The following is a 22980-nucleotide window of genomic DNA, read 5'->3' on the forward strand; positions in this document are numbered from 1 at the left end:
TAGAGGAAAGTATGGATAAAAAAAATGGTGGATTTGATTTAGAAAATGAAATAAGGCGGTTGGATATTTCTAAAGAGTTTAAGATTGAAGATAATTTTAAAAAAAAAGTGGTTAAAGTTGTTGCTAAAAAGGATTTTTCATCTAACGCGACAAAATCTGCAGATTTAAGTAATGCAAAGGATTCAAACGGTGTAGTATTTTCTGAATTTGAGTATGATATTCCTTCTTCAGGTTTAGAAAGTAGTATTAAAACTTTGGAACAAAGCAATATCATAAAGTTTTTTAATGGTAAAGATTATGTAGAGATTGAAAAACTTTATGACAAGCCAATTACAGAGGTTAGAAAAATTGTTGAAGGTCTTGGAACTAATCATACTATTGCTGTAACAATGAAAAAAACCGAATTAATATTTTTATTAGTAAAAATATTAAGTGAGAATAATATTGATGTGTTATTTACAGGTGTGCTTGACGTACTTAGCGATGGTTATGGGTTTTTGAGAACCGCATCAAATTCTTATCTTTCAGGAGGTAATGATGTTTATGTTTCTCCTTCTCAGATTAGACTTTTTAATTTAAGAACCGGTGATATTTTATATGGCCAAATTAGATCACCTAGAGATGGTGAGAGATTTTTTGCTATGGTTAAAATTAAATCTATTAATAATCAAGATCCTACGTTTGCTCAAAACAGAATACCTTTTGATAATTTAACCCCACTTTATCCTAATATTAAATTGAATCTTGAATATGAAAATTGCAATATTTCTACAAGACTTATTAATCTTTTTTCACCTATAGGTAAGGGACAAAGGGCTTTAATAGTTTCTCCTCCAAAAGCGGGGAAGACCACCTTACTTCAAAAAATAGCTAATGCAATAACTACTAATTATTCGGATGTTATTTTAATGATATTGCTTATTGATGAGAGGCCAGAAGAAGTTACAGATATGATTCGCAGTGTTAAAGGTGAAGTGATTGCATCTAATTTTGATGAGCAGGCTAGTAGGCATGTTCAGGTAGCAGAAATGGTTATTGAAAAGGCAAAAAGGCTTGTTGAAAACAAAAAAGATGTTGTTATTTTGCTTGATTCTATTACAAGGCTTGCAAGGGCATATAATCAAACCATGCCAACTTCCGGTAAAATTTTATCGGGTGGGGTAGATTCTAATGCTCTTCATAAACCAAAGAGGTTTTTTGGATCTGCTAGAAATATTGAGGAAGGTGGAAGTTTAACTATTATAGCTACTGCTTTGGTTGACACCGGAAGCAAAATGGATGAAGTTATTTTCGAAGAATTTAAAAGTACCGGTAATATGGAATTAATTCTTGATAGAAGTTTGGCAGACAGAAGACTTTTTCCTGCTATTAATATTAAAAAATCAGGGACTAGAAAAGAAGAGCTATTGCTTAGTGAAGAGGAGCGTTCTAAGATTTTACTTATTAGAAGAATACTCGGAGGCGTTGATGATTATGAGGGGGTTGAAGTTCTTATAGAAAAGATGAAAAAAAGCAAAAATAATGAAATCTTTTTAAAGACAATGAGTAATGGTAATTGAATAAATTGACATTATTTTTAATGTCAATTAAACTTTAGTGAAGGTTAAGAGGAGAGTTTTATGAGAAAAGGTATACATCCTAAAAATAATTTAGTGGTATTTAAAGACGGATCTAATGGAGCAATGTTTTTAACCAGGTCTACTTTGAATTCAAAAGAAACCATTAAATATATTGATGGAAAGGAATATCCATTGATTACTGTGGAGATTACAAGCAAATCACATCCCTTTTATACTGGCCAACAAAAGTTTGTTGATGCAGCAGGAAGAATTGATAAATTTAATAAAAGGTATAAAAAGTCCTAAAAAATCAGTTTTTGTATAAAATTTTGAGAAAATGTTAATAGATTTTTTTTAAGTTATATTCTTTTCCTATTAGTTTTTCTAGATTGTTTTTTTCTTCTTCATATATTTGGTTATTTACTAAAGATGCAATGCTATTGCAGTGTCTTATTTGTGTTAGAATCTTTTCGGATATTTCTTTAATCTCTTGAGGTGTAATTGTAAAATAGGCATTTCGAATGGCTTGTCTTAAATTGTCGCTAATATTTAATATTTTTCTTCTATAGCTTTGCAAAACTTCTGTAGCTTTAGTTTTTACATAAATGTTGGTTCCTATTAAGCCTATCAAATAGGTATGAATTTCTTCATTTGTCATTGTATTATTAGCCAATTCTTCTAAAGAGTTTTCGAAAGCTTGGTAAGTTTTGATGAAATTAGGGTCTCTGTAGGATACAAAAGAGAAAATTCCGTTAGCAATTGATGCACTTGCTCCATATGCACCACCTATTACTCTTATTTTTTCCCAAAAAATTCCACTTCTTAATATATGCTCTAAAAAATTTGCTTTTGGATAATTCTCATCGTTGATTTTATAACTAGGGAAACATATGGCATTGAAAGCTACTTTTGATTGGATAATTATTATTTCTTTTAATGTTTTGTTGTTTGCCTCAATATTGAGTAATCCATTGTAATAATTGTGCTCCTTTAGGTTTTCTTTTAGATTAAACAATTCATTTTCTAATTTTTTAAGAATATCATCAGTGTTTCCCATTATTAATACAGATAGATTGTTTTTTAAAATTATTTTATTTTTTAAATTATCCAATTTATTTGCGATTTCTTTTAAAGACTCTGTATCGGTTTTTACTTTTTGCCAAAATTCTCTACCTGTTATTCCATTTTGTAATTCTTTTAGATATTCATTTAATTTTAGTTTTGATTTAGATCTTAATGTTGCTAAAAGGTGTCCTTTGGGGATTAATAAGGATTTAAAATCATTTTTTAAGCTTAGTGTTATTTCTTTTAACCTATCATAATCATGGAAGTTAATATTAATTAAAATTTCTTTGATCAGTTCAAATGATTCTTCAACTTTATGGTTGAAAGATTTAAAGCTAATATTAAATAAATTTAAAATGTTTCCATTAATATCCTCATCGTAACTTTCAGATATATTTATTTGTCCCAAAGTGTTTTGGATTTTATTGTTAATATCTATGTAAGAATAGTTTTTTGTAGATAAATCTTGGAGAGCTCTTTTAAATAAAGATAGGTATATATAATCTTCTTTTTCTAAAAAATTTAGTTTAAAAAATAAGTTTACATTAAAAATATTGTTATTCTTAAATTTAAAAGAATGTAGATTTAGTTCTTTTATTTCATTAAGATATAAACTTTTTTCTATTTGTTTTGGCAAATCTTCTATTTTTAGTAAAGGAAGTTTTGCTATGTCTACTTTAGAGTCTTTTTTATTTTGGTATTTTTTAAACTGATTATAGTCTTTTTTAAATTGTAAAAATTCTTCTGGATTTTGTTTAATTTCAATTTCCTTTGTCATTAATTTTTTTTCAATTTCTTCTTCCATTTCTTTTTCTGTATCATATGATGGAATAAAGCTTATTAATGTATAATGATTGTTAAATATTAGATATTTTTCGATTAAATTTTCAAAGTAGTAAATTCCTTGTTCTAATTTATTTGTAATTTCATTTATATAGTAGCTTGTTTGTAATGTTTTGATTGGATGTAGGCCATTTAGCCATCCTTTGAAACTTTTTATCATTAAAGCTATGGGGAGATTTTGTCCTTTTTCTTCTTTTAGGGCGAATTCGTAGCCAAAAAGAATTCCTTTTATTAGTTCTTTTGGAATTTTGTTTTTTACTAAATTTTTAAGCTCATTGAAAATTAAATTTTTAAATTCTTTTTCTTTTTTTTCAACAACATTTTGAAGTCCAAATGAAAAAATGGATTCTTTTAAATCTGTATTAATTCCGCTAATATGAGCTATGTCTTCACCAATGCCGCTTTTTAAGATATTGATTATGAATGGACAAGAGTCATCTAAGAGTATTTCTGAGAGAATTTCAAGACCAATGCTGTCTTCAATATTGTTAATATCTGTGCAAAGCCAATTTATTGTGTATACCCCAAGGGTATTGTCGTTTTCTTTAGGAATTTTGTATGTTAATTTTTTCCCTTTTCCCCATCTTTTAACTTTTTCTATATTAATATTAACATTGCTTTTTTCTTTTTTATAAGGTCTTATTATATATTTTTCAATGAAATTTAGATTTTTTTCAGTCTGAGTATTGCCGCATAAAAATATTTTGCAGTTTTCAAGTGTATAATATTTTTTATAAAAATCTAAAAAACTTTCGTAGGTGAGATCAATAATATTTGTTGGGATTCCACCTGAATCGTATTTATATGCTCCTTCTTCAAAAAGAGAACTACTTGCTATTTCGTTGATTAGAGAATTTTTATTTGAGTAGCTGCCCTTCATTTCATTAAAGACAATTCCGGATACTTTAAAATCTTTTGGATTTATATTGTATCCTTCTTGCATAAATGCTTCTTTTTTAAGCAATGGGTTAAATATAGAATCGGCATAGATATTAAATAAATTAAAATAGTCTTTTTCAATTGTAGATGATGCTGGGTAGATAGTTTTGTCTGGAAATGTCATTGCATTTAAAAATGTGTTTAGACTTCCCTTTAATAGGTAAAGAAATGGATCTTTTATTTTATACTTATTAGAACCACAAAAAATTGTATGTTCTAAAACATGTGCAACTCCAGTATTGTTTGAAGGGATTGTTTTGAAAGCTATGCAAAATGCATTTTCTTTAAAAGAATCACTTTTTAAGTGAAATACTTCAAGGCCGCTACCGTGTTTAAAATAAAATCCTTCTGCATCATGTTCTTCTAAATAAGTTTTTGAAATTAGTTTGAAATTTTTTTTCTTTTTCATTTATGGCTTTAATCCTTATTTTACAAATTGTGCTATTTCGTTTTCATTAAATTCAAATATGTTTTGGAACTCCTCTGTATCGTCTAGTTTAAATGTGTATTCAGGGAATTTAATAATAATTTTTTTGTTTTCAAAGTAAATTATTGCTTGTTGTAAATCAAATAATAATTCGTTAGGTAAAATTTTTTCTTTAATTTTTTTTGTAAAAAATGGGAATGCTTCATTTGTTTTAATTATGTCGTCAATATTATGAATATAATTCCCTTTATCCTGGATGTAATAGCTTCTGTAATTTGTAATAGGACTATCATTGATTTCTTGAGTTGAAATAAGTATTATTGTATAAGTATTGTGCCCATAGTGAATTTCATAGTCTATTTTTAAGCTGAATTTTTTATCCTCAGGTTTGAGCTCTTTACTAACAAGATCAAGTCTTTCTACAATTTGGCTTACATATTCATTAAGCTCAGTATTAAATTCTTCAAGATTTCCTTTTTCTTTTCCTTCAATTATTAATTTAGGTATTCTAATATTGTATTCATAAAATTTTGATTCTTCTTTTGAGCTCATTGAAGTTAGTATTAAAGAATTCATTTTGCTACTGTTTGAGTCAATATCTTTAAAATTGATCTTAGTTAATTTTTTTGTGCATCCGTTAAAAATCATTAATGTAGATATTAACATAAAAGTTGATTTTATTGTTCTTGGACTTAGCATACTATGACTTCTCCCTGCAATATTTATTCTAATCTTGCTATAAGATATTATATAATAACCTTGATATGAATTAATATTATTTGTAATTTTGTTTAAAAATTTTACTTAAGACATATCTTAGGAGATAAGATGCTTGATCTTAAATTTATTAGAGATAATCTCGATCTTGTTAAGAGTAGTATTAAAGCAAGAGGCCTTGTTTTAGATATTGATAAATTAATTTATCTTGATGATAAGAGAAAAAAAATAATTACCAAAATTAGTGAGCTTAATGCAAAAAGAAATGAAAATTCTTATAAAATGCGGGAAAATCTTGATAAGGTTTTGAAAAACTCTTTAATAGAAGGTGGAAAGATTTTAAAAAAACAACTTATTGATCTAGAAAAAGAGCTTGAAAGAATATCTATTGATTTTGACCTTGAAAATAAGCGCGTACCCAATATTTTGTCGCCTGATGTTCCTATTGGCAATAGTGAGGAAGATAATTTTGAGATAAAAAAAGTGGGAGTTGTTTCAAAGTTCGATTTTAAGCCAAAAGATCATTTGGAGCTTGGTAGAGATTTAGATCTTCTAGATTTTGACAGAGCACGTGAGGTTAGTGGAAGTAAATTTTATTATCTTAAAAATGAAGCAGTTTTTTTAGAAATTGCTCTAATTAATTTCTCTTTGAATAAATTAAGAGAAAAAGGTTTTAATGTTTTTATTACTCCTGATGTTGCAAGAGAGTTTATAGTTGATGGGATTGGTTTTAATCCTCGCGGGGATGAAAGCAATATTTATAAGATTGAAGATACAGATAAATATCTTGTAGGTACTTCTGAAATTACGCTTGGTGGCTACTATTATAATAAAATAATAGATCTCACTTCTCCAATAAAAATGGCAGGATTTTCACATTGTTTTCGAAAAGAAGCTGGAGCATATGGTCAGCTTTCAAAAGGGCTTTATAGAGTTCATCAGTTTAGCAAGGTGGAGATGTTTTGTTTTTGTAAAGCAGAAGAATCTTCGGTTATTCATGACGAATTTTTAAGTATTCAAGAGCAAATTTTTACTGAGCTTGAGATTCCTTATAGGGTTTTAAATATCTGTTCTTTTGATCTTGGTTCTCCAGCTTATAAAAAATATGATATTGAAGCTTGGATGCCTGGAAGAGATGGTAAAGGTGCTTATGGAGAGATTACCTCAACGTCAAATTGTACAGATTATCAATCAAGAAGGCTTAAGATTAGATATAAAGATCAAGATGGGCAAAATAAATTTGCACATATGGTAAATGGAACAGCAATAGCTACAACGAGAGTTATTATTTCTATACTAGAAAACTTTCAGGATGAAAAGGGAGGAGTTAGAATTCCTAAAAGTTTGGTTAAGTATACAGGTTTTGATTACATTCCTTTTAAGAATTAGAATTTAGTATTGTTTCTGGCAGTGTTTCTATAGCTTTTAGTAATATTTCATGTTTTCTTAAGTTTTTTGGAAATGGTGCTGTTAAATTTTGTCTAAATTTTTTAGCGCCTTCTTTGGAAAATGTTATTCCCATAAGATGCTTGAATAATACATTTATTGACAAATAATTTTCGTATTCTTTAATATATTCTACCATTTTCATTAATATGTCTTTTCTTGTAAGAATTTTATCAGTTTCGTTTAGAAATTCTCTTGACGCGTTTGCAATAAAGTATGGATTTTCAAAAGCACTTCTTCCAATCATGACAGAATCCACAGCAGATAAGTGTTTTTTAATTTGTTCTAAGTTGTTAATTCCTCCATTTATTTCAATAAACAAATTTTTATTCTCGTTTTTGAGCTTATATACAAATTCATGTTTTAATTTTGGAATATTTCTATTATTTTTCGGAGAAAATCCTTTTAATATTGCAACCCTTGCGTGTACAATAAAATTTTTAATACCAAAATCCGAGATTATTTTGACAAAGCTTTTTACCTCAGAGTAACTTTCATTTTTGTAATCACTAGGTAAAAGTCTTATACCCAATCTATGTTTAATCGAAATAGGCTTATTTGTATTTTCTTTCATTGTTTTTAAAATTTTACCTACTTGATCGGCTTTGCTCATTAGACAAGCTCCATAATTTGCATTTTGGATTTTTAGAGATGGACATCCAACATTAAGGTTGTATTCATCAAAATTAAAGTGTTTTTCAAGAATTTGAATGGCTTTAAGAGCATCATTTTTACAGTTTGTTGCTATTTGGATTGCAATTGGGGATTCTATGGGTGTTTGCTTTACAATTTTTTTTACATCACCCATAATTATTGATTTTGCAGAAATCATTGGGGTATATAATGTAACTTTTTTCGATAAAAGTCTTATTAAATATCTAAAATGCTCGTCTGTAATGTTTACCATTGGAGCTATTGATATTTTCCGATTTATTAACATTACATAATATGTTAGAATAAACGAGTTAATTTAACAATTATTTATTCTTGTTTTTATAGGGAATTATTATATGGTTGGAAAAAAAGGTTTATTTTTTTATTAATTTTCCTAACATTGTCAATTATAATTTCTTATGGAATAAAAAATGTTGGCACTAAGAATAGCAATTATATTGCAAAGGGTATAAGCGGAAAAGTAATCCCCTTAACATCTTAGAGTTAAAATTTAGAATGTAATTTGAATGGCGATATGTTTGATGGCTGCATTAAAGTAAATAATTTAATCTTAGATAAGATTGAAAGTTTTTTTATTAAATGTAAATTTGGTAAAGACTATATAAAAGTAGGGTTTATAAATTTTAGTGAGTAAAGTTATAAAAACTCTCATTATAGGTACGGTATGTATGTTTAATAAAATCAATGTAATGACCGAAATGCTAACATATTTGATCGGAAGTGTACAATTGAGAGCTTTGGAATTTGTAAAATATTCTGATTCCAAATTAAGTAAAGTCAAAAATGCAAATCAAAAATACTTTAACTTATTTTTTAAGGATTGTTGCGACGTTTCTTATTATTTAGATTAATATGTATTAAAGGAAATTAAATGGAGTTTTTATATTCTGATGAAGAGAATAATTTAAAAAATAGATTTTTTGATTTTTTTAATATGAATATAGATCAGGATAAATATGCAAGTATTGGAATTTGTGGTGGTAGAAGCATAATTACTTTTTTAAGTGTTTTTCTAAAACAAAATTTTTCTTTTAAAAGATCACATTTTTTTTTAGTTGATGAACGGTGTGTTCCATTAAATAATGAGAATAGTAATTATAATCTTTTAAGTAAAAATTTTTTTTCCAAAATGGTTGATAAAAATTTAATAAGCATTTCCAAATTTCATGCTTTTGTTTATAACGAGACAGACGAAACTACATCTATTCATGACTATAATATTGAATTTAATTCTAGGTTTAATATTTTTGATTTTATTTTAGTTTCTGTTGGTGAGGATGGTCATATTGCATCGCTTTTCCCTTCAAGAAAACTGTTGTTCTCAGATGTAGAAGGTTATCAGTATGAGTACAATTCTCCCAAATTTCCTACTAAAAGAATAAGCTTGACTCCAAAATCTTTATTTAATGCAAAGGCCGTTGTTTTGTTATTTATGGGCCTTGATAAAAAGTGTGCTTTAGAAAAATTTTTAGGCTTTAATAGTTCTATCAATGAATGTCCAGCTAGACTTCTCAAAGAGCATCCCAATTTATTAGTTCTTACAAATATTAAAAGAGATAAAAGTTATGAAGGATCCTAGGCTTTCTAAGTATAAAAATGTTAAAAATTTAAGCAAAAAAACCGTTGAAGAAATTGATACTTTAAGTTTAAATAAAAATTTTTCTGATTCAGAGATTCAAGGCTCTATGCTTAAATCCTGGATAAGTCTTATTAAGGGTAATAAAAATAAAGCACCTATTGAGTCTAAGTCTAATAATATTAATGATTTAAAGCCAGGGTTTATTCGCAAAGAGAGTAAGGTTACAAAGATTGCAAAATATTTTTTGGCTATTGGGCTTGAAAAATCCGCAAAGATTATGTCCGAGCTTGATGATTCGGATATAATTTTAATTACTAAAGAAATTTCAAAGATTAATTATATTTCTCCAGAAGAAAAAGATCGCATTATTAAAGAATTTGAAGAATTGCTAAGAAATGAAAAAAAGTATGTTAAAGTTGGTGATAACTTTGCTTATGAATTATTGAATAAAACGTTGGGGAAATCTAAAGCAAAATCAATTTATAAAAAAGTTACTGGCAATGATATTTTTATTCCTTTTGATTATTTATCTGAAATTGAACATGAACAACTTTGGGCATTAGTTAAAGATGAAAATATTAAAACACTTGTTATATTATATAATTATTTAAATAAAGATCAAAAAAAATATGTTTTTTCAATGCTAGGAGAAGAGAATAGAAGAGAATTTGTAAAAGATCTTGCTAAACCAAGGCAATTAAGTATGGAGACAATAGAGGCAATTTCAAATAAACTTAAGGATAGATTTAAGATGCAAGGGAGGCTTAAGACAGATAAACTTGATGGATCTAAAATACTTGTTGATATTTTAAGCTATATGGATTCTAATGAGGAGAAAAATCTGCTTAATAAGATTAATATGCAGGATTTAAATCCTGCTGTGGACAGTGAAATTCGAGAAAAAATATTTGATATCAATGTAATATTGAGAATAATGGATAACGACCTTCATAATATTTTAAGAGAGTTTACAGACAAAGAGATTGCAATTATTATTAAAGATAAAACCGATGAGGTTAGAGATAAAATGCTTTCAAATGTTTCAAAAAGGCGTAAAGAAATTATTTTAGATGAAGAAGCTTTTTTAGGGAAAATAAGCAAAAAAGATTTAAAAATTATGACACTATCTTTTATTAATTATATTAAAAATTTAACTTTAAAAGGTGATTTAACAATATATAGAAAAAATGAGGAATTTATTTAATGACACTTGACAAGTTGCGTAAAAAATATATTGATTTTTTTAAATCAAAAAAACATTTTCAAATAATAGGTAAATCATTGGTTCCTGAAAATGATCCTACAGTCCTTTTTAATACAGCCGGTATGCAGCCCCTTATTCCTTATCTTCTTGGAGAAGTGCATCCATCAGGAGATATGCTTGTTAATGTTCAAAAATGCTTGAGAACGGGCGACATTGATGAGGTTGGGGATTTAAGCCATTTAACTTTTTTTGAAATGCTTGGAAATTGGTCTCTTGGAGCTTATTTTAAAGAATATTCTGTAAAATGTAGTTTTGAATTTTTAACCTCTTCTGATTATTTAAATATTCCAAAAGACAGTCTTTATGTGAGTGTCTTTGAAGGTGATCAAGAGATTCCTCGTGATACAGAGACAGCTAAAGTTTGGGAAAGTTTGGGTATTCCTAAAGATAGAATATATTATCTTTCTAAGGACCATAATTTTTGGGGGCCTGTTGGATCTAAAGGGCCTTGTGGGCCAGATACTGAAATATATGTAGATACTGGAAAGATTAGGTGTTCTTTTGACTGTAATATTACGTGTTCTTGTGGTAAGTATTTTGAAATTTGGAATAATGTTTTCATGCAATACAATAAAGATGAAAATGGTAACTACATAGAATTGGATCGAAAATGTGTCGATACGGGAATGGGGCTTGAAAGGACAATTGCTTTTTTACAGGGTAAATCTTCAGTTTATGATACAGATGCATTTATACCTATAATAAAGAGAATAGAATTTATTTCTGGTAAAACTTATGGGCAAAAAGAAGACGACGATAGATGTATTAGAATAATTTCTGACCATGTTAAAGCGGCTTGCTTTATTCTTGCTGATAGTTCTGGTATTTTCCCTTCTAATGTGGGTCAAGGATATGTTTTAAGAAGACTAATAAGGCGATCGGTTAGATATGCAAAAAAGCTTGGAATAAAATCCTATTTTTTAGCTGATCTTGTTGATTCTGTAGAGACTATTTATAGATCGTTTTATAATGAGTTAACAGAAAAAAAAGATTTTATCAAAAAGGAATTGAGCATAGAAGAAGAAAAATTTTTTAAAACTTTATTTCAAGGGGAGCAAGAGTTTATTAAAATAACACGAAATTTATCTTCTAAGACTATTCCTGGTGATATTGCTTTTAAACTTTACGATACTTATGGTTTCCCGTATGAATTAACAGAAGAGCTTGCTTTTGAATATGGCTTTAATATTGATAAGTTAGGTTTTGATGAGTATTTTAAAAAGCATCAAAAGGCTTCAAAGAAAGGGGGAGACAAAGTCTTTAAAGGGGGGCTTGCTGATTATACTTATGAGACTACCAAGTTACATACGGCAACTCATTTGCTTCATAAGGCACTTCAATTAGTACTAGGTGATCATGTTAAGCAAAAAGGAAGTAATATTACTGCTGAGCGATTAAGGTTTGATTTTGTTCATTCTAAAAAGATGACAGATGATGAGATAAAAAGAGTTGAAGAGATTGTTAATTTACAGATAAAAAACTCTTTATCTGTAAAAAAATCTATAATGGAATTAAGTGAGGCTAGAGAAAAAGGCGCTATGGCTCTTTTTGGAGAAAAATATGATAATTTGGTGAGTGTTTACGAAATAGATGGATTTTCACTTGAAGTTTGTGGGGGTCCTCATGTAGAGAATACCAACGAACTTGGTACTTTTAAAATACAAAAAGAACAATCTTCGTCTTCGGGCATAAGAAGAATAAAAGCTATTTTGATTGATGGATAAAAAATTTTATTATTTGTTGATTTATTTTAATAGGAGGCTTTATGATAAAATCAATTTTGGATTATTTATTGACTTTGCATCCCGTATTATTAGGACTTTTAGGTTCTACTTTCACTTGGTTTACTACAGCTTTTGGAGCAGCAGCAGTTTTTTTCTTTAGAAAAGTAGATAATAAAATAATGGACGCTATGCTTGGTTTTTCAGCAGGTATTATGATAGCGGCCAGTTTTTTTTCACTTATTCAGCCGGCTATAGAAAGAGCAGAAGAGCTTGGATACATTACTTGGATACCAGCTGTTTTTGGATTTCTTGTCGGAGCATTTTTTATATATATTGTAGATGTATTTGTTCCAGATCTTGATAAACTTACTTTTATTGATGAGGATTTAACTAAGCATGGAAAAAAAGATTTTTTACTCTTTACTGCTGTTACTTTGCATAATTTTCCAGAAGGATTGGCTGTTGGAGTTGCTTTTGGGGCCTTGGCGTCTAATCCAGATATTCAAACCTTGGTTGGAGCTATGCTTCTTACGCTTGGTATTGGTATTCAAAATATCCCAGAAGGAGCGGCTATTTCTCTACCTTTAAGAAGAGGTAATGTTGCTCTAATGAAATGCTTTAATTATGGACAAATGTCAGGATTAGTGGAAATTGTGGGGGGGCTTATGGGAGCTTATGCGGTTTATTCTTTTACCCGAATTTTACCTTTTGCTTTAGCTTTCTCAGCAGGAGCTATGATTTATGTGTCAATTGAACAATTAATACCTGAAGCCAAGAGAAAAGATATTGACAATAAAGTGCCAAGTATATTTGGTGTTATTGGTTTTACATTAATGATGTTTCTTGATGTTTCATTAGGTTAAAATTATCCAAATTTTCCACTGATATATTCTTCGGTTTTAGTATTTTTAGGATTAAAGAATAGCTCATCAGTTGAACTTTCTTCTTCAATGCATCCGTTAAGGAAAAATGCGGTTCTATCAGATATTCTTCCGGCTTGTTGCATGTTATGAGTTACAATAATTATTGTGTAACTTTCTTTTAAGTTTATTATTAGTTCTTCAATTTTACCTGTTGATATTGGATCGAGTGCAGAGGTAGGTTCATCCATTAATATTACATTTGGTTCTATTGCAAGAGTTCTTGCGATGCAGAGTCTTTGTTGTTGACCTCCTGAGAGACTTAAGGCATTTGTATTAAGTTTATCTTTAACTTCTTCCCAGAGTGCAGATTTTTTTAATGATTGTTCTACTATTTCATCTAAACTTTTTTTATCTTTTATTCCATGAATTTTTGGGCCATAGCTTATATTGTCGTAGATAGACATTAAAAATGGGTTAGGAGTTTGGAATACCATTCCTATTTTTCTTCTAAGTTCTAGGATGTCGAAATTATTTGAATAAATGTTTTTTCCCTCATATATTATATTGCCTTCTATTTTAATGCCTTCAACAAGGTCATTCATTCTGTTGAGAGTTCTCAAGAATGTTGATTTGCCACAGCCAGATGGGCCTATTAAAGCAGTAATACTATTTTTTAGTATTTTAATATTTATTTCGTTTAAAGCCTTAAAGTCTGTATAAAATAGATTTAGATTTTCTGTTTCTATTATAGTTTCATTTTTTGGTTTATCTTTTTCTTTTACCACTTATTTAATCCTATATAATTTGTTTATTAAAAATTTTGATGTTAAATTTATTATGAGCACCATTATTACAAGTATTGAAGCTGTTCCAAATCCTTTGTCTAGATGCCCTTCTTGAAATAACATTAGTAAGTGAACAGTTAATGTTCTTGAAGGTTCATTTAAATTTGTTGCAAGCCCCAAGTTTGTTCCCATTGTAAAAAGCAATACAGCTGTTTCTCCTAAAGCTCTTCCTATTGCAAGAACTATTCCTGTTAGTATTCCAGGAATAGCTGCTGGAACCATAATTAAAATTATGGTTTCTGTTTTGTTTGCTCCTAAGGCGAATGAAGCATACTTGTATGATTTTGGAATTGTTTTAAATGTTTCTTCGGTTGTTTTAACAATCATTGGCAATATCATTAGTGAGCTTGTTATTGCTCCTGAAAGTATTCCCATCCCAAAAATTGGCACAAAAAATATCAGTCCAAAAAGTCCAAAAATTATTGCAGGAATTGAAGATAATATATCAACACTCATAGATAGTATTTTGTAAAATATTTTGTTAGAAGTGTATTCAGCAAGCATTATGCCAGTTCCTATTCCAATACATATTGAAATAGCGGTTGTTAGTAATATTACATAAAAAGTATTTAAGATTAAGTAAGAAATCCCACCATATGCACCAGAATCTCTTGGAATAGATAATATGAAATTTAAATTTAAAGGACTACTTTTATCAAAGTAGTACATTTTTATAAAGGGTGCTTGAATTTTTTGAAAATAATGCCAAGGTACAATTGCTAATGAGCCTTCCGTTTTTTCTATGTCCTGTATTATTTTTTCTTTTTGATCAAGATATTTTATTATTTTTAATTCAATATTCTTTGATATTAAATTAACCCATTTTTTTTTACCTTTAATAAGTTTTTCAATCTCATCAACACCTAGTGTATTGATTATTTCATTTTCATTTTTTGTTAAAGTTTTTTTACTTATTAAGACGGACATAGTTTTTATTTTTAGAGCTTTAATATTAGGATATAACTTAAAATCTAAGGATTCGAATTCTTCTTTTGTTAAGTAACTTATAGAGCCCATTGTGCTGTTTATGGCTTGAAGTGTTTTTTGGGTAGATGGTTCGATTTTTATGTATCTTTTATTAAATACATTGTCTTTGATTAATGTTCTTAGAATAGCTTTGTTAGATATACTGTTAATTGAATTGGCAATGGGTATAATATCTAATCCTTGATCTGAAATGCTTCCCCAGTGTGAAATTTTATTATTATATATGTTATAAATGTCTTCTATTGAAATTTTATCTATATTGATATTTTTATTAACAATAAAAACAATTTGTATTTCTTTGTTGTCTTCTGTTTCAAATGGCACAAAGTTTTGAGTTTTGTTTAAAAATAAAGTTTGTTTTTTTTTGAAATAAAACAAAGAGTTGTACAATATGTAAGCTATTAGAAAAATTAGCAATGCTGTTAAAAAATATGCAATAAAATTGATTATAAAGAAGTAGAATTTATTAATCAATTTGTTTATTTGAGTTTTGGTCACTTTTTCTTTAACCCTTTATTTGAAGAAAGTATAAAATTTTTAAGTAAATTTGTAATTATTGAAAATAGCAATAACACTAGAGCTGTAGAAAAAAGAGCTTCTCTGTGGACACCTGAGGCGTATCCCATGTCCATAGCAATATTTACGGTTAGAGTTCTAATGGGAGAAAATACATTTTTTATAAAAAGAGGAGAGCCCCCTCCAACCATTAATACGGCTACTGTTTCTCCAATAGCTCTTCCTATTGCTAATATTGTTCCTGCTAAGATGCCTCGACTAGCTGATGGTATTATTATTTTATATATTGTTTGCCAGTCTGTTGCTGCTAATGCAAGAGATGCAAATTTATATGATTTAGGAACGGCTTTAAGTGATGAGTAGCAAACACTAATTATTGTGGGAATTATCATTATGCTTAATATGAGCGATGAGCTTATTAAATTGTATCCCAAATTGTCTTCTCTTTGAAAAATGGTTTTTACTAAAGTGGCAATAAATGTGCTTCCAAAAAATCCATAAACCACACTAGGGATTCCTGCTAAAAGCTCTATTACTGTTTGTAAGAATTTTCGGTAAAATCCTTTCGCTTTTTCAAGTAAATATATTGCAAATCCCAATCCAATTGGCAAAGCTATTAAAATAGAGAAAAGTGTAGTTAAAAAGGAATTAATGATGAATGCTAAGATACCATAAGATTTTTCTAGATTGCTAGTAGGATCCCAATTTGTGCTAAATAAAAAGTTGAAAATTTTAATTTTGTTATTAATAAATGGTGTTATTCCAGTTTTTAATATAAACGCAGCCAAAAACATTATTGATAGGGAGCTGATTGTTGCGGATACAAGAATGAAAGATTTAAAAATAATCCCAACTATTTTTCTTTTTATCTTTAAGCTTAGATACATTTTTTAAAAGAATCCCTTAAAGCTCATGTTAGTGTTAAATTGTATTACTTGATTTGATATTAAGTCAAGTTTTCTTTTCTTTAATTTAATTATATTTTTATCCCTAAAAAACCTTGTTCTTCAACAATATCTTGTCCGGTTGAGCTTGTCATAAAATCAATAAATTGAGTTACGCTTTTGTCATCGTATCTGCTATTCGTAACTATTATTAAATTTCTTTTAATGGTGTACTTATTGCTATTTATTGTTTCTTTTGTAGGGTATGTGCTGTTAACAGAAAGTATGTTTAAACCCTTTTCTATTGAATTTTTTGCGTATCCAAGGCCTATATATCCTATTGAGTGTGGAGTAAGGCTTGTTTTTTCAATTACTTCTCCATTAGATTTTACTACTATTCCGTCTTGTCTAAATTGGGATTCTTCGTGAGTTTTAAATATTTTATTAAGAAGTAGATCTTTTATAGATGAGTAAGAACCAGAAGAGGAGTCTCGATTAATAAAGTTGATTTTAGCATCAGGACCTCCCACTTGTTTCCAATTTTGAATTTTTCCATTTAGTATTTTAGCTAAATTTTCTTCTGTAATGTTTGTAATTTTTATTTCAGGGCTTGTGATAAAAATTAAAGCATCATAAGCAAATACAGTTTCTTTTGCCCCTTGTTCGATTTCTTCTTTTGTTAAATCTCTTGATGATATGGCTATTTTATATATTTTATTAAATAGTCCGTTTATGCCAACACTACTTCCTTGTGCATCGTATGTTACTTTAGTATTATTGTTTATTTTATTATATTTTAGAATCATTTCGTCTAGTATTGGACTTACAGTTGTAGATCCCCCAATTGATACAATTTTTTCATTGTCTTGATTTTTACAGTTGTATAATAAACTTGTTGATAGCATAAAAATTAAGATAATAAATTTTTTCATCAAGTAAACTCCTTTGTTTAAGTATATAATAGCATTAATTTAAAATAAGTCAATTATAAATTAACTTTATTGATTAAGTTATAATTGGGGAATAATAGCAAATATTTTAATTTTTTGGTATAAATTACTACTAGATTTATGTGTTAAGTTTTGCGAGGTAGTTAAATGGCAGTAGTGAAATCTAGCGAGATTGAAAAAGGTTCTTTTTTGCTTATTAAAGGGGCTCCCCATATTGTTCTTGAAAGAGAATTTTCAAAAACAGGTAGGGGAGGGGCAATAGTAAGGTTAAAGCTTAAGAACTTAAAAAACAAGTTTGTCATTAGAGAAACTTTAAAGGGCGCAGATACTGCAGAAGCGATTGAAATTTATGAGACTAGCGTACAGTATTTATACAAAGATAAAGATGTTTTAGTTTTTATGGATTTAGAAACTTATGATCAAGTTAGTTTGGATTTAAAAGAAAATGCTAATTTTCAAGATAAGGTACTTTTTTTGCAGGAGTCGGAAATTTATTCTCTTGTAATGTTTGACAACGTGGTTATTGATATTAAGTTAGCTCCAAAAATTGCTTTTGAAGTTGTAGAGGTTGAAGCAGCTGTTAAAGGCGACACTGTAACAAATGCAATGAAAAATATTACTCTTAATACAGGGCTTGTAATAAAAGCTCCGCTTTTTATTAATATTGGAGATAAAGTTTTAGTTAATTCTGAAACTAAAGAGTATGCAGAGCGAATTAAAAGTTAAATCAATACTGTTTTTTTGTTATGTTGTTTGTTCTTGCGAAATAAATTATCCGGAGATAAAAGAACTTGATTATAAGGTAAATTATTATTTTACTGAGAATCGTTTAGATTATTATATGAGTTTTGATTTTGCAATTAAAGTTCTAAATCCAAAAGATGTTTTTAAATTATCAATAGAAAATAAGAACACTGGTGAGTTTATTCAAGTGATTAATAATAATTATAGCTCTTTTTTTATTGATTCTAGTCTTGGCAAGGATATTCTATATTGTAGGGATTTGAGGTTTAATTTTTTTGATAAAACTTTTGAAGATTTTACTTCGTGCGTTCGTCTTTTTGATAAGGGTATGAGAGTGTACAATAGAGAGCTTGTTATTTCTTTAGATATGTCAAAATATGATTTAGACGATGTTCACAATTATGTATATAAGTCTAAAGACATGGCAATGTTAAATAAATTAAGCAATTCTAAAGTATTTTTTGTTAAAACTTTTAAAGATAAGTTATATCCCATCTCTTCAGTTGTTAAGATTGATTCAATAGATGCCTTAGAGATTGATAAAACATTGGATAATTATATAAGCTTTTATTATATCGAAAAAAATTCAAATCTTTTTTTTAAGGTCAATTAAAAAGATCAAATTGGGCCCACCAGGACTTGAACCTGGGACCTACCGATTATGAGTCGGGTGCTCTAACCAACTGAGCTATGGGCCCTTAGCTTTAATTTATTATATTTATTTTTTATTTATTGTCAAGTTCATTTTGAATGACTTCTATTTTAGAAGTTAATGCATTTAGTTTGTTGTTAATTTTATCTTTTTCTTTTGTTAGAACTTGAATTTTTTGTTGAATGTTTTTTATTTCTTCTTGTTTTGTTATTTTGATTAAATTATTACTTAAATTTAATATTTTTTGGTTTATTTTTTCTATTTTTTGGGTTATTGAGCTTATTGCGTTGGATTTAGCTGTGATTTTATTTGTTTTTGTGGCTTCAATAAATTCTTCAGCGATTTTTTTTAAAATATTTTCTTTGTTTTTTATAATGATATTGATTTCGGTTTTTATTTGATTCTTTTTGTATATTTTTTCTTTTTTGCTTGTATATATTATTTGTTTTATTTCTTCTTTTATATTTTTTATATTTGTTTTAATTTCATTTATTATTTTAAACTCTTTAATAATTGCATTGTTTAATTTTTTATCTAATGAAAATTCATTTATTATGTTTTCAAAGTTTTCAGAAGGATAATATTTTATAAATACTTGTTTTTCTAATTCTTTTGATATTTTACATACATGTACCATATTTATAATATTGTTTATTGCTGAGTTGGCTTTAAGTATTATTCTTTGTAAAAAATTTTTTGTTTTATAATCACTTGCTAATTCTATTTTTTTATATTTTTCAAGCTTCAATTTGGAAAAATTCATATTGTATTTTGATATTAATTCTAGATTTTGAGGATAAATTTTGATTATTGTTTTAGCAATTTCTTTAAGGTTTTTTTTATATGATTTGCTAACAGATTTATATTCTGTTTTAAGAAGATAAATCTGTTTGTTTAAACTTTTTAATATATTTTCATTTTCTTCTGATTTGATTAAATTGCTTTTCATTTGGTATAATTCTTTTTCTACCAATTTTAGATTAGGATAGTGGTTTAAACTTTTTAATTCTACTATATTATTATTTTTCAATATTTTTCCAAGTTCAATTAAACTTTTTTCTTTTTCTAGTTTTAACAAGCTGATTTCTGATTTGATTTTTTTTATCATGGGAACTCTAGCTTTATTTTATGCTCTGTCAACTTTTTTTTCAAGCTCAAATTTAGATATTTTGAAATAAATTTTTCGCCCATGAGGGCAATGTTTGATTTCTAGTTTAAAAAATTCATTTATTAAAAATTTGCTAAATTCAACGCTTAATATGTCATTTGTTTTAACAGCCTTTCTGCAGGCAATAGTTGCATATAAATCAGATTCAAGAGAATCTATTGTTCTACTTTTTCTTGATTGAAAAAAGTGAATAAGGGTGTTTTCATACTGATTACAAATATTAGGAATAGACTCAAGTTGATATTTTTCAGGGCCTATTTTAGAGATTGTAATGTCCATTTTTTTATATTCTTCAATTTCACTATCTATAATTTTTTCTATGTTTTTATCAACTATTGTAAATTCAATTGGTATTAAAAGCTTTTGAACAGTTTTTTTTGAATTTCTAAGTTGTTCATATATTATTTTTTCGTGAACTGCGTGTTGGTCTATGAAGTAAATTTCATTTACTTTTTCAACGATCAAAAATTCAGAGAATATTTGTCCTATATAGTTAAATTGTATTTCTTCTTGTTCATTTTTGTTTGGTTGTTCTTCAAATTCTAAAAAGGTGTCAGAGAAAATGTTTGTAATGTTTTCTTTAAGTGATGGTCTATTTTGTATAATTGAATTATATTTTTTAAGGCCAACATCATCTTGTATTATGTTTTTGTTTAGTTCGTTTGTATTCTCTTCTATTTCTAAATTTTTGTTTTGTGATATATTATATGTGTTGGTTTTATTAAAGCTTTCTGATTGGTTGATCATTTCTATTAAATGATCATCATCTGTTAATTGTCTTTTTATTATTACATCGTTGTAGCTATTTAAGTCTTTATCGAAAAAATTATTAATATTATCAGAGATTAGTTTAAATAAAAATGGAAGATTAAAAAATCTTACTTCTTTTTTTTGAGGGTGGACATTAAAGTCAACATATTCAGGATTTATTTCTAAAAATAAATAACATATTGGGAAGTTACCCGGAGAAAGTATTTTGCTGTGCCCATTAGTTATTGCTTCTAAGAGATCTTTTTGATCGATAGGTCTTCTGTTGACAAATGTTTTAATATGTCTTTTACTTTTTTTGGAAAAATTAGCTGGCGCTAAAAATATTTCTATTTTTATGTTTTCATGTTCTTTTTTTAAGACTTTAAATTTATTATTTTCTATTACATTTCCATATACATTTTGTACTCTATCGATTAACGATTCTTTAAAATAAATTTTTCTTAGTTTTTGATTCAAATTGATTTCAAAATTGATTTCGGGGTGGGTTATTATTTTTTCTTCTAAAACTTTTAGACACATTTTTGTTTCAATGGGTTCTTGCTTTAAGAATCTTTTTCTTGCTGGAAAATTGTGAAATATTTTTGTGACATCTACTATTGTTCCGTTTATGGGAGGTTGTTTTTTGAAGCATTTTTCAATTCCATTTTCTATTTCTATTTGATAGCTTTCATTGTTAGTTGTTGAGCTTGTTATTGAAATATTAGAACAAATTGCAATACTAGAAAGGGCCTCTCCTCTAAATCCTAGAGTTTCTATTTTTCTTAAATCTTCTTCTGAGGATATTTTTGAAGTAGTGTGCGGTAGGTAGCATATTTTTAAATCTTCTTGACTTATTCCGCTTCCATTATCTATTATTAAGATTTTGTGAATTCCCCCTTCTTCAAGAAAGACCTCAATTTTAGTAGCTCCAGAATCTATTGAATTGTCTAGCAATTCTCTTAATATCGAACATGGTCTGTCTATTGATTCTCCTGCTGCTATTTTTTGAACTAAGTATTTATCTAAGAATCTTATTTTGTTCATTAAAAATTTATATTCCTATTATTTTTTTAATATTTTCATTTTTTTTATAATTTGGAAATTTTTTGATAAGTTCTCTTAGTGTTTGGTCATTGTTATTCTCATTATATTCTATTATTCCAAGTGCATGTAAGGCTTCTGGATTATTTGGTTTTAATTTTGTATATTCCTTTAGAAGATCTTTAGCTCTTGTGTTATCATTAATTTCAATTAGAGTGGTTGCAAGATTATATTTTGCTTCAATATCCGAATTGATTATTGCTTTTTCAAAAATTTCAATTGCTTTTTGATAATTTTTTTCTTTTTTATAAAGTATTCCAAGATTATTTAAGGCTAATTTATTGTTTTTGTTTATTATCTTTTCAAGAGTTGAGATTGCTTGAGTTTTATTTCCCGATTTTTCATATGCTTTTGCTAGATTTATGTAAGCTGAAGTGTTTTCAGGGTTTTTTTCAATTACTAAGTTGTAAAGTGATATAGCATTTTGGTAATTTTCGCTTTTAAGATTTATGGATGCTTTTAGATATAAATATTCACTTTTTTCTGGATTTAAATTGATGGCTTTGTTTATTATTTCAAGGGCTTCTTTAAGCTTATTGTTCTCAAATTTTGCTATTGATAGGTTGTAAATAGCAATTTCGTTGGGCTTTTTTACATTGTCATTAAAAAAATTTAAATACTCTTCACTTTTTTTGAAGTTGCCTAGGTTATTTGATACTATCCCAGCTTTTAATGCATAGTTGGTTTTTTTGTTAAGATTGTAGGCATTTTTAAAACTTGCGAATGCTTGTTGTATATCGCCATTTTTTTCTTCTGCTATTCCTTTTTGGTAGTAAGCAGTGTCATAATTTACATCAATTTGTATTGCTTTTTCAAAAGATTCTATTGCTTTTTTGTTTTTATTTAGCATCATTAAAGCTATTCCTTTGTTATTATGCGCTTTTTTATGTTTTGGGTCTAGCCTTATTGTTTGATCAAATGCTTCTATTGAGTGTTCATACTTTTTAAGCTTGAATCTAATAATTCCAAGTTTATAGTAATCTTCTTGGTTATTTGTGAGTTTGGTAATTTTTTCATATACATTTTCTACTTTTAGTAAATCTCCATTGTTTTCATAAGCCCGAGCCAAAGTTTTAGCGGCATGGGCGTCATTGGGATTAGTTGTCAAGAATTCGTTTAGATCTTTAATAGCTTGTTGGCGTGTTTTTGGGTTTTCAAGATCGCTAGGTTTTATTGAATGCACCTTAGATTTAAGGTTTTCTAAATGCTGTATTTTATTAGCTTGAGCTAAAGTTTTAGCGGCATGGGCGTCATTGGGATTAGTTGTCAAGAATTCGTTTAG

The 22980-nt window shown here is 27.7% G+C and carries 21 protein-coding genes and 1 tRNA gene; 11 read left to right on the top strand and 11 right to left on the bottom strand.

What is annotated here, in order from left to right:
- The first annotated feature begins 11 nt into the window (after positions 1 to 11).
- Together rho and HNR35_RS03110 are read left to right on the top strand one after the other, a co-directional pair.
- The gene (gene rho / locus HNR35_RS03105; RefSeq protein WP_006433621.1) at positions 12 to 1559 is read left to right on the top strand and encodes a transcription termination factor Rho; all 1548 of its coding nucleotides are present in this window, start codon (positions 12 to 14) and stop codon (positions 1557 to 1559) included.
- A gap of 60 nt (positions 1560 to 1619) precedes the next feature.
- Complete coding sequence (locus tag HNR35_RS03110) at positions 1620 to 1865, top strand: type B 50S ribosomal protein L31 (RefSeq protein WP_006433477.1); 246 nt, start codon at positions 1620 to 1622, stop codon at positions 1863 to 1865.
- 34 nt (positions 1866 to 1899) lie between these two features.
- Here HNR35_RS03110 and HNR35_RS03115 read toward each other — a convergent pair whose 3' ends face one another.
- Positions 1900 to 4815 (bottom strand): insulinase family protein, encoded by a 2916-nt coding sequence (locus HNR35_RS03115; RefSeq protein ID WP_183223866.1) that lies wholly within the window; start codon positions 4813 to 4815, stop codon positions 1900 to 1902.
- 15 nt (positions 4816 to 4830) lie between these two features.
- Positions 4831 to 5532, bottom strand: coding sequence for a hypothetical protein (locus HNR35_RS03120; protein ID WP_183223868.1), 702 nt, complete (start codon positions 5530 to 5532; stop codon positions 4831 to 4833).
- A gap of 129 nt (positions 5533 to 5661) precedes the next feature.
- On the opposite strand from HNR35_RS03120, the gene serS reads away from it, so the two are divergent.
- Positions 5662 to 6939: a serine--tRNA ligase gene (gene serS / locus HNR35_RS03125; protein WP_006433530.1), complete on the top strand. Its 1278-nt coding sequence runs from the start codon at positions 5662 to 5664 to the stop codon at positions 6937 to 6939.
- On the opposite strand, the gene dusA is transcribed toward serS, so the two are convergent.
- Positions 6929 to 7936 (bottom strand): tRNA dihydrouridine(20/20a) synthase DusA, encoded by a 1008-nt coding sequence (dusA, locus tag HNR35_RS03130; RefSeq protein ID WP_183223870.1) that lies wholly within the window; start codon positions 7934 to 7936, stop codon positions 6929 to 6931. The genes serS and dusA overlap by 11 nt on opposite strands.
- 237 nt (positions 7937 to 8173) lie before the next feature.
- On the opposite strand from dusA, the gene HNR35_RS05900 reads away from it, so the two are divergent.
- Genes HNR35_RS05900 through HNR35_RS03160 form a run of 6 tightly spaced genes read left to right on the top strand, consistent with a single transcriptional unit; the run spans position 8174 to position 13101 of the window.
- Positions 8174 to 8305 (top strand): hypothetical protein, encoded by a 132-nt coding sequence (locus tag HNR35_RS05900; protein ID WP_272872315.1) that lies wholly within the window; start codon positions 8174 to 8176, stop codon positions 8303 to 8305.
- 34 nt (positions 8306 to 8339) lie between these two features.
- Positions 8340 to 8522, top strand: a complete 183-nt coding sequence (locus HNR35_RS03140; RefSeq protein WP_183223872.1) for a hypothetical protein — start codon at positions 8340 to 8342, stop codon at positions 8520 to 8522.
- Positions 8523 to 8542: 20 nt separating this feature from the next.
- Entirely contained in the window at positions 8543 to 9250 is a 708-nt protein-coding gene (locus HNR35_RS03145) for a 6-phosphogluconolactonase (protein ID WP_183223874.1), read from the top strand.
- Positions 9237 to 10454 carry a flagellar motor switch protein FliG gene (locus HNR35_RS03150; RefSeq protein ID WP_183223876.1) on the top strand — a complete coding sequence of 406 codons (1218 nt, stop codon included), beginning with the start codon at positions 9237 to 9239 and terminating at the stop codon, positions 10452 to 10454. Before HNR35_RS03145 ends, HNR35_RS03150 begins: the two co-directional genes overlap by 14 nt.
- Positions 10454 to 12238: an alanine--tRNA ligase gene (locus HNR35_RS03155; RefSeq protein ID WP_183223878.1), complete on the top strand. Its 1785-nt coding sequence runs from the start codon at positions 10454 to 10456 to the stop codon at positions 12236 to 12238. Before HNR35_RS03150 ends, HNR35_RS03155 begins: the two co-directional genes overlap by 1 nt.
- Before the next feature lie 41 nt (positions 12239 to 12279).
- Positions 12280 to 13101 carry a ZIP family metal transporter gene (locus HNR35_RS03160; protein WP_183223880.1) on the top strand — a complete coding sequence of 274 codons (822 nt, stop codon included), beginning with the start codon at positions 12280 to 12282 and terminating at the stop codon, positions 13099 to 13101.
- A gap of 2 nt (positions 13102 to 13103) precedes the next feature.
- Here the strand turns inward: HNR35_RS03160 and pstB are convergent, their stop codons facing one another.
- The 4 genes from pstB to HNR35_RS03180 all read right to left on the bottom strand — a co-directional run bounded on the left by pstB (position 13104) and on the right by HNR35_RS03180 (position 17265).
- Positions 13104 to 13886, bottom strand: a complete 783-nt coding sequence (gene pstB / locus HNR35_RS03165; protein ID WP_006433492.1) for a phosphate ABC transporter ATP-binding protein PstB — start codon at positions 13884 to 13886, stop codon at positions 13104 to 13106.
- On the bottom strand, positions 13887 to 15323 hold the full coding sequence (pstA, locus tag HNR35_RS03170; protein ID WP_183224148.1) for a phosphate ABC transporter permease PstA: 1437 nt from the start codon (positions 15321 to 15323) through the stop codon (positions 13887 to 13889).
- 104 nt (positions 15324 to 15427) lie between these two features.
- Positions 15428 to 16336 carry a phosphate ABC transporter permease subunit PstC gene (gene pstC, locus HNR35_RS03175; protein ID WP_183223882.1) on the bottom strand — a complete coding sequence of 303 codons (909 nt, stop codon included), beginning with the start codon at positions 16334 to 16336 and terminating at the stop codon, positions 15428 to 15430.
- 89 nt (positions 16337 to 16425) lie between these two features.
- A complete protein-coding gene (locus HNR35_RS03180; protein ID WP_006433604.1) occupies positions 16426 to 17265 on the bottom strand; it encodes a PstS family phosphate ABC transporter substrate-binding protein in 840 nt (279 codons plus the stop codon).
- Positions 17266 to 17430: 165 nt separating this feature from the next.
- Here HNR35_RS03180 and efp point away from each other — a divergent pair, with 165 nt between their 5' ends.
- On the top strand, positions 17431 to 18009 hold the full coding sequence (gene efp / locus HNR35_RS03185; protein WP_006433484.1) for an elongation factor P: 579 nt from the start codon (positions 17431 to 17433) through the stop codon (positions 18007 to 18009).
- The gene (locus tag HNR35_RS03190; RefSeq protein ID WP_183223884.1) at positions 17987 to 18640 is read left to right on the top strand and encodes a hypothetical protein; all 654 of its coding nucleotides are present in this window, start codon (positions 17987 to 17989) and stop codon (positions 18638 to 18640) included. Before efp ends, HNR35_RS03190 begins: the two co-directional genes overlap by 23 nt.
- An 11-nt stretch (positions 18641 to 18651) precedes the next feature.
- Here the strand turns inward: HNR35_RS03190 and HNR35_RS03195 are convergent.
- From HNR35_RS03195 to HNR35_RS03210, 4 genes are all read right to left on the bottom strand, one after another.
- Positions 18652 to 18725 (bottom strand) — tRNA-Ile (locus HNR35_RS03195).
- 27 nt (positions 18726 to 18752) lie between these two features.
- Positions 18753 to 19787 (bottom strand): hypothetical protein, encoded by a 1035-nt coding sequence (locus tag HNR35_RS03200; RefSeq protein WP_183223885.1) that lies wholly within the window; start codon positions 19785 to 19787, stop codon positions 18753 to 18755.
- Between the two features lie 18 nt (positions 19788 to 19805).
- Entirely contained in the window at positions 19806 to 21641 is a 1836-nt protein-coding gene (gene mutL / locus HNR35_RS03205) for a DNA mismatch repair endonuclease MutL (RefSeq protein ID WP_183223887.1), read from the bottom strand.
- A 7-nt stretch (positions 21642 to 21648) separates the two neighbouring features.
- On the bottom strand, positions 21649 to 22980 hold a 1332-nt coding region (locus HNR35_RS03210), incomplete at its 5' end, for a tetratricopeptide repeat protein (protein ID WP_183223889.1).

Source organism: Borreliella spielmanii (genome assembly GCF_014201705.1).
In the GTDB taxonomy this organism is placed as follows: Bacteria; Spirochaetota; Spirochaetia; order Borreliales; family Borreliaceae; genus Borreliella; species Borreliella spielmanii.

Bases quoted from the DNA above. Each gene is read 5' to 3' on its own strand.
- rho (WP_006433621.1), top strand. From the start codon at position 12: ATGGATAAAAAAAATGGTGGATTTGATTTAGAAAATGAAATAAGGCGG.
- HNR35_RS03110 (WP_006433477.1), top strand. From the start codon at position 1,620: ATGAGAAAAGGTATACATCCTAAAAATAATTTAGTGGTATTTAAAGAC.
- HNR35_RS03115 (WP_183223866.1), bottom strand. From the start codon at position 4,815: ATGAAAAAGAAAAAAAATTTCAAACTAATTTCAAAAACTTATTTAGAA.
- HNR35_RS03120 (WP_183223868.1), bottom strand. From the start codon at position 5,532: ATGCTAAGTCCAAGAACAATAAAATCAACTTTTATGTTAATATCTACA.
- serS (WP_006433530.1), top strand. From the start codon at position 5,662: ATGCTTGATCTTAAATTTATTAGAGATAATCTCGATCTTGTTAAGAGT.
- dusA (WP_183223870.1), bottom strand. From the start codon at position 7,936: ATGTTAATAAATCGGAAAATATCAATAGCTCCAATGGTAAACATTACA.
- HNR35_RS03140 (WP_183223872.1), top strand. From the start codon at position 8,340: ATGTTTAATAAAATCAATGTAATGACCGAAATGCTAACATATTTGATC.
- HNR35_RS03145 (WP_183223874.1), top strand. From the start codon at position 8,543: ATGGAGTTTTTATATTCTGATGAAGAGAATAATTTAAAAAATAGATTT.
- HNR35_RS03150 (WP_183223876.1), top strand. From the start codon at position 9,237: ATGAAGGATCCTAGGCTTTCTAAGTATAAAAATGTTAAAAATTTAAGC.
- HNR35_RS03155 (WP_183223878.1), top strand. From the start codon at position 10,454: ATGACACTTGACAAGTTGCGTAAAAAATATATTGATTTTTTTAAATCA.
- HNR35_RS03160 (WP_183223880.1), top strand. From the start codon at position 12,280: ATGATAAAATCAATTTTGGATTATTTATTGACTTTGCATCCCGTATTA.
- pstC (WP_183223882.1), bottom strand. From the start codon at position 16,336: ATGTATCTAAGCTTAAAGATAAAAAGAAAAATAGTTGGGATTATTTTT.
- HNR35_RS03180 (WP_006433604.1), bottom strand. From the start codon at position 17,265: ATGAAAAAATTTATTATCTTAATTTTTATGCTATCAACAAGTTTATTA.
- efp (WP_006433484.1), top strand. From the start codon at position 17,431: ATGGCAGTAGTGAAATCTAGCGAGATTGAAAAAGGTTCTTTTTTGCTT.
- HNR35_RS03190 (WP_183223884.1), top strand. From the start codon at position 17,987: ATGCAGAGCGAATTAAAAGTTAAATCAATACTGTTTTTTTGTTATGTT.
- HNR35_RS03200 (WP_183223885.1), bottom strand. From the start codon at position 19,787: ATGATAAAAAAAATCAAATCAGAAATCAGCTTGTTAAAACTAGAAAAA.
- mutL (WP_183223887.1), bottom strand. From the start codon at position 21,641: ATGAACAAAATAAGATTCTTAGATAAATACTTAGTTCAAAAAATAGCA.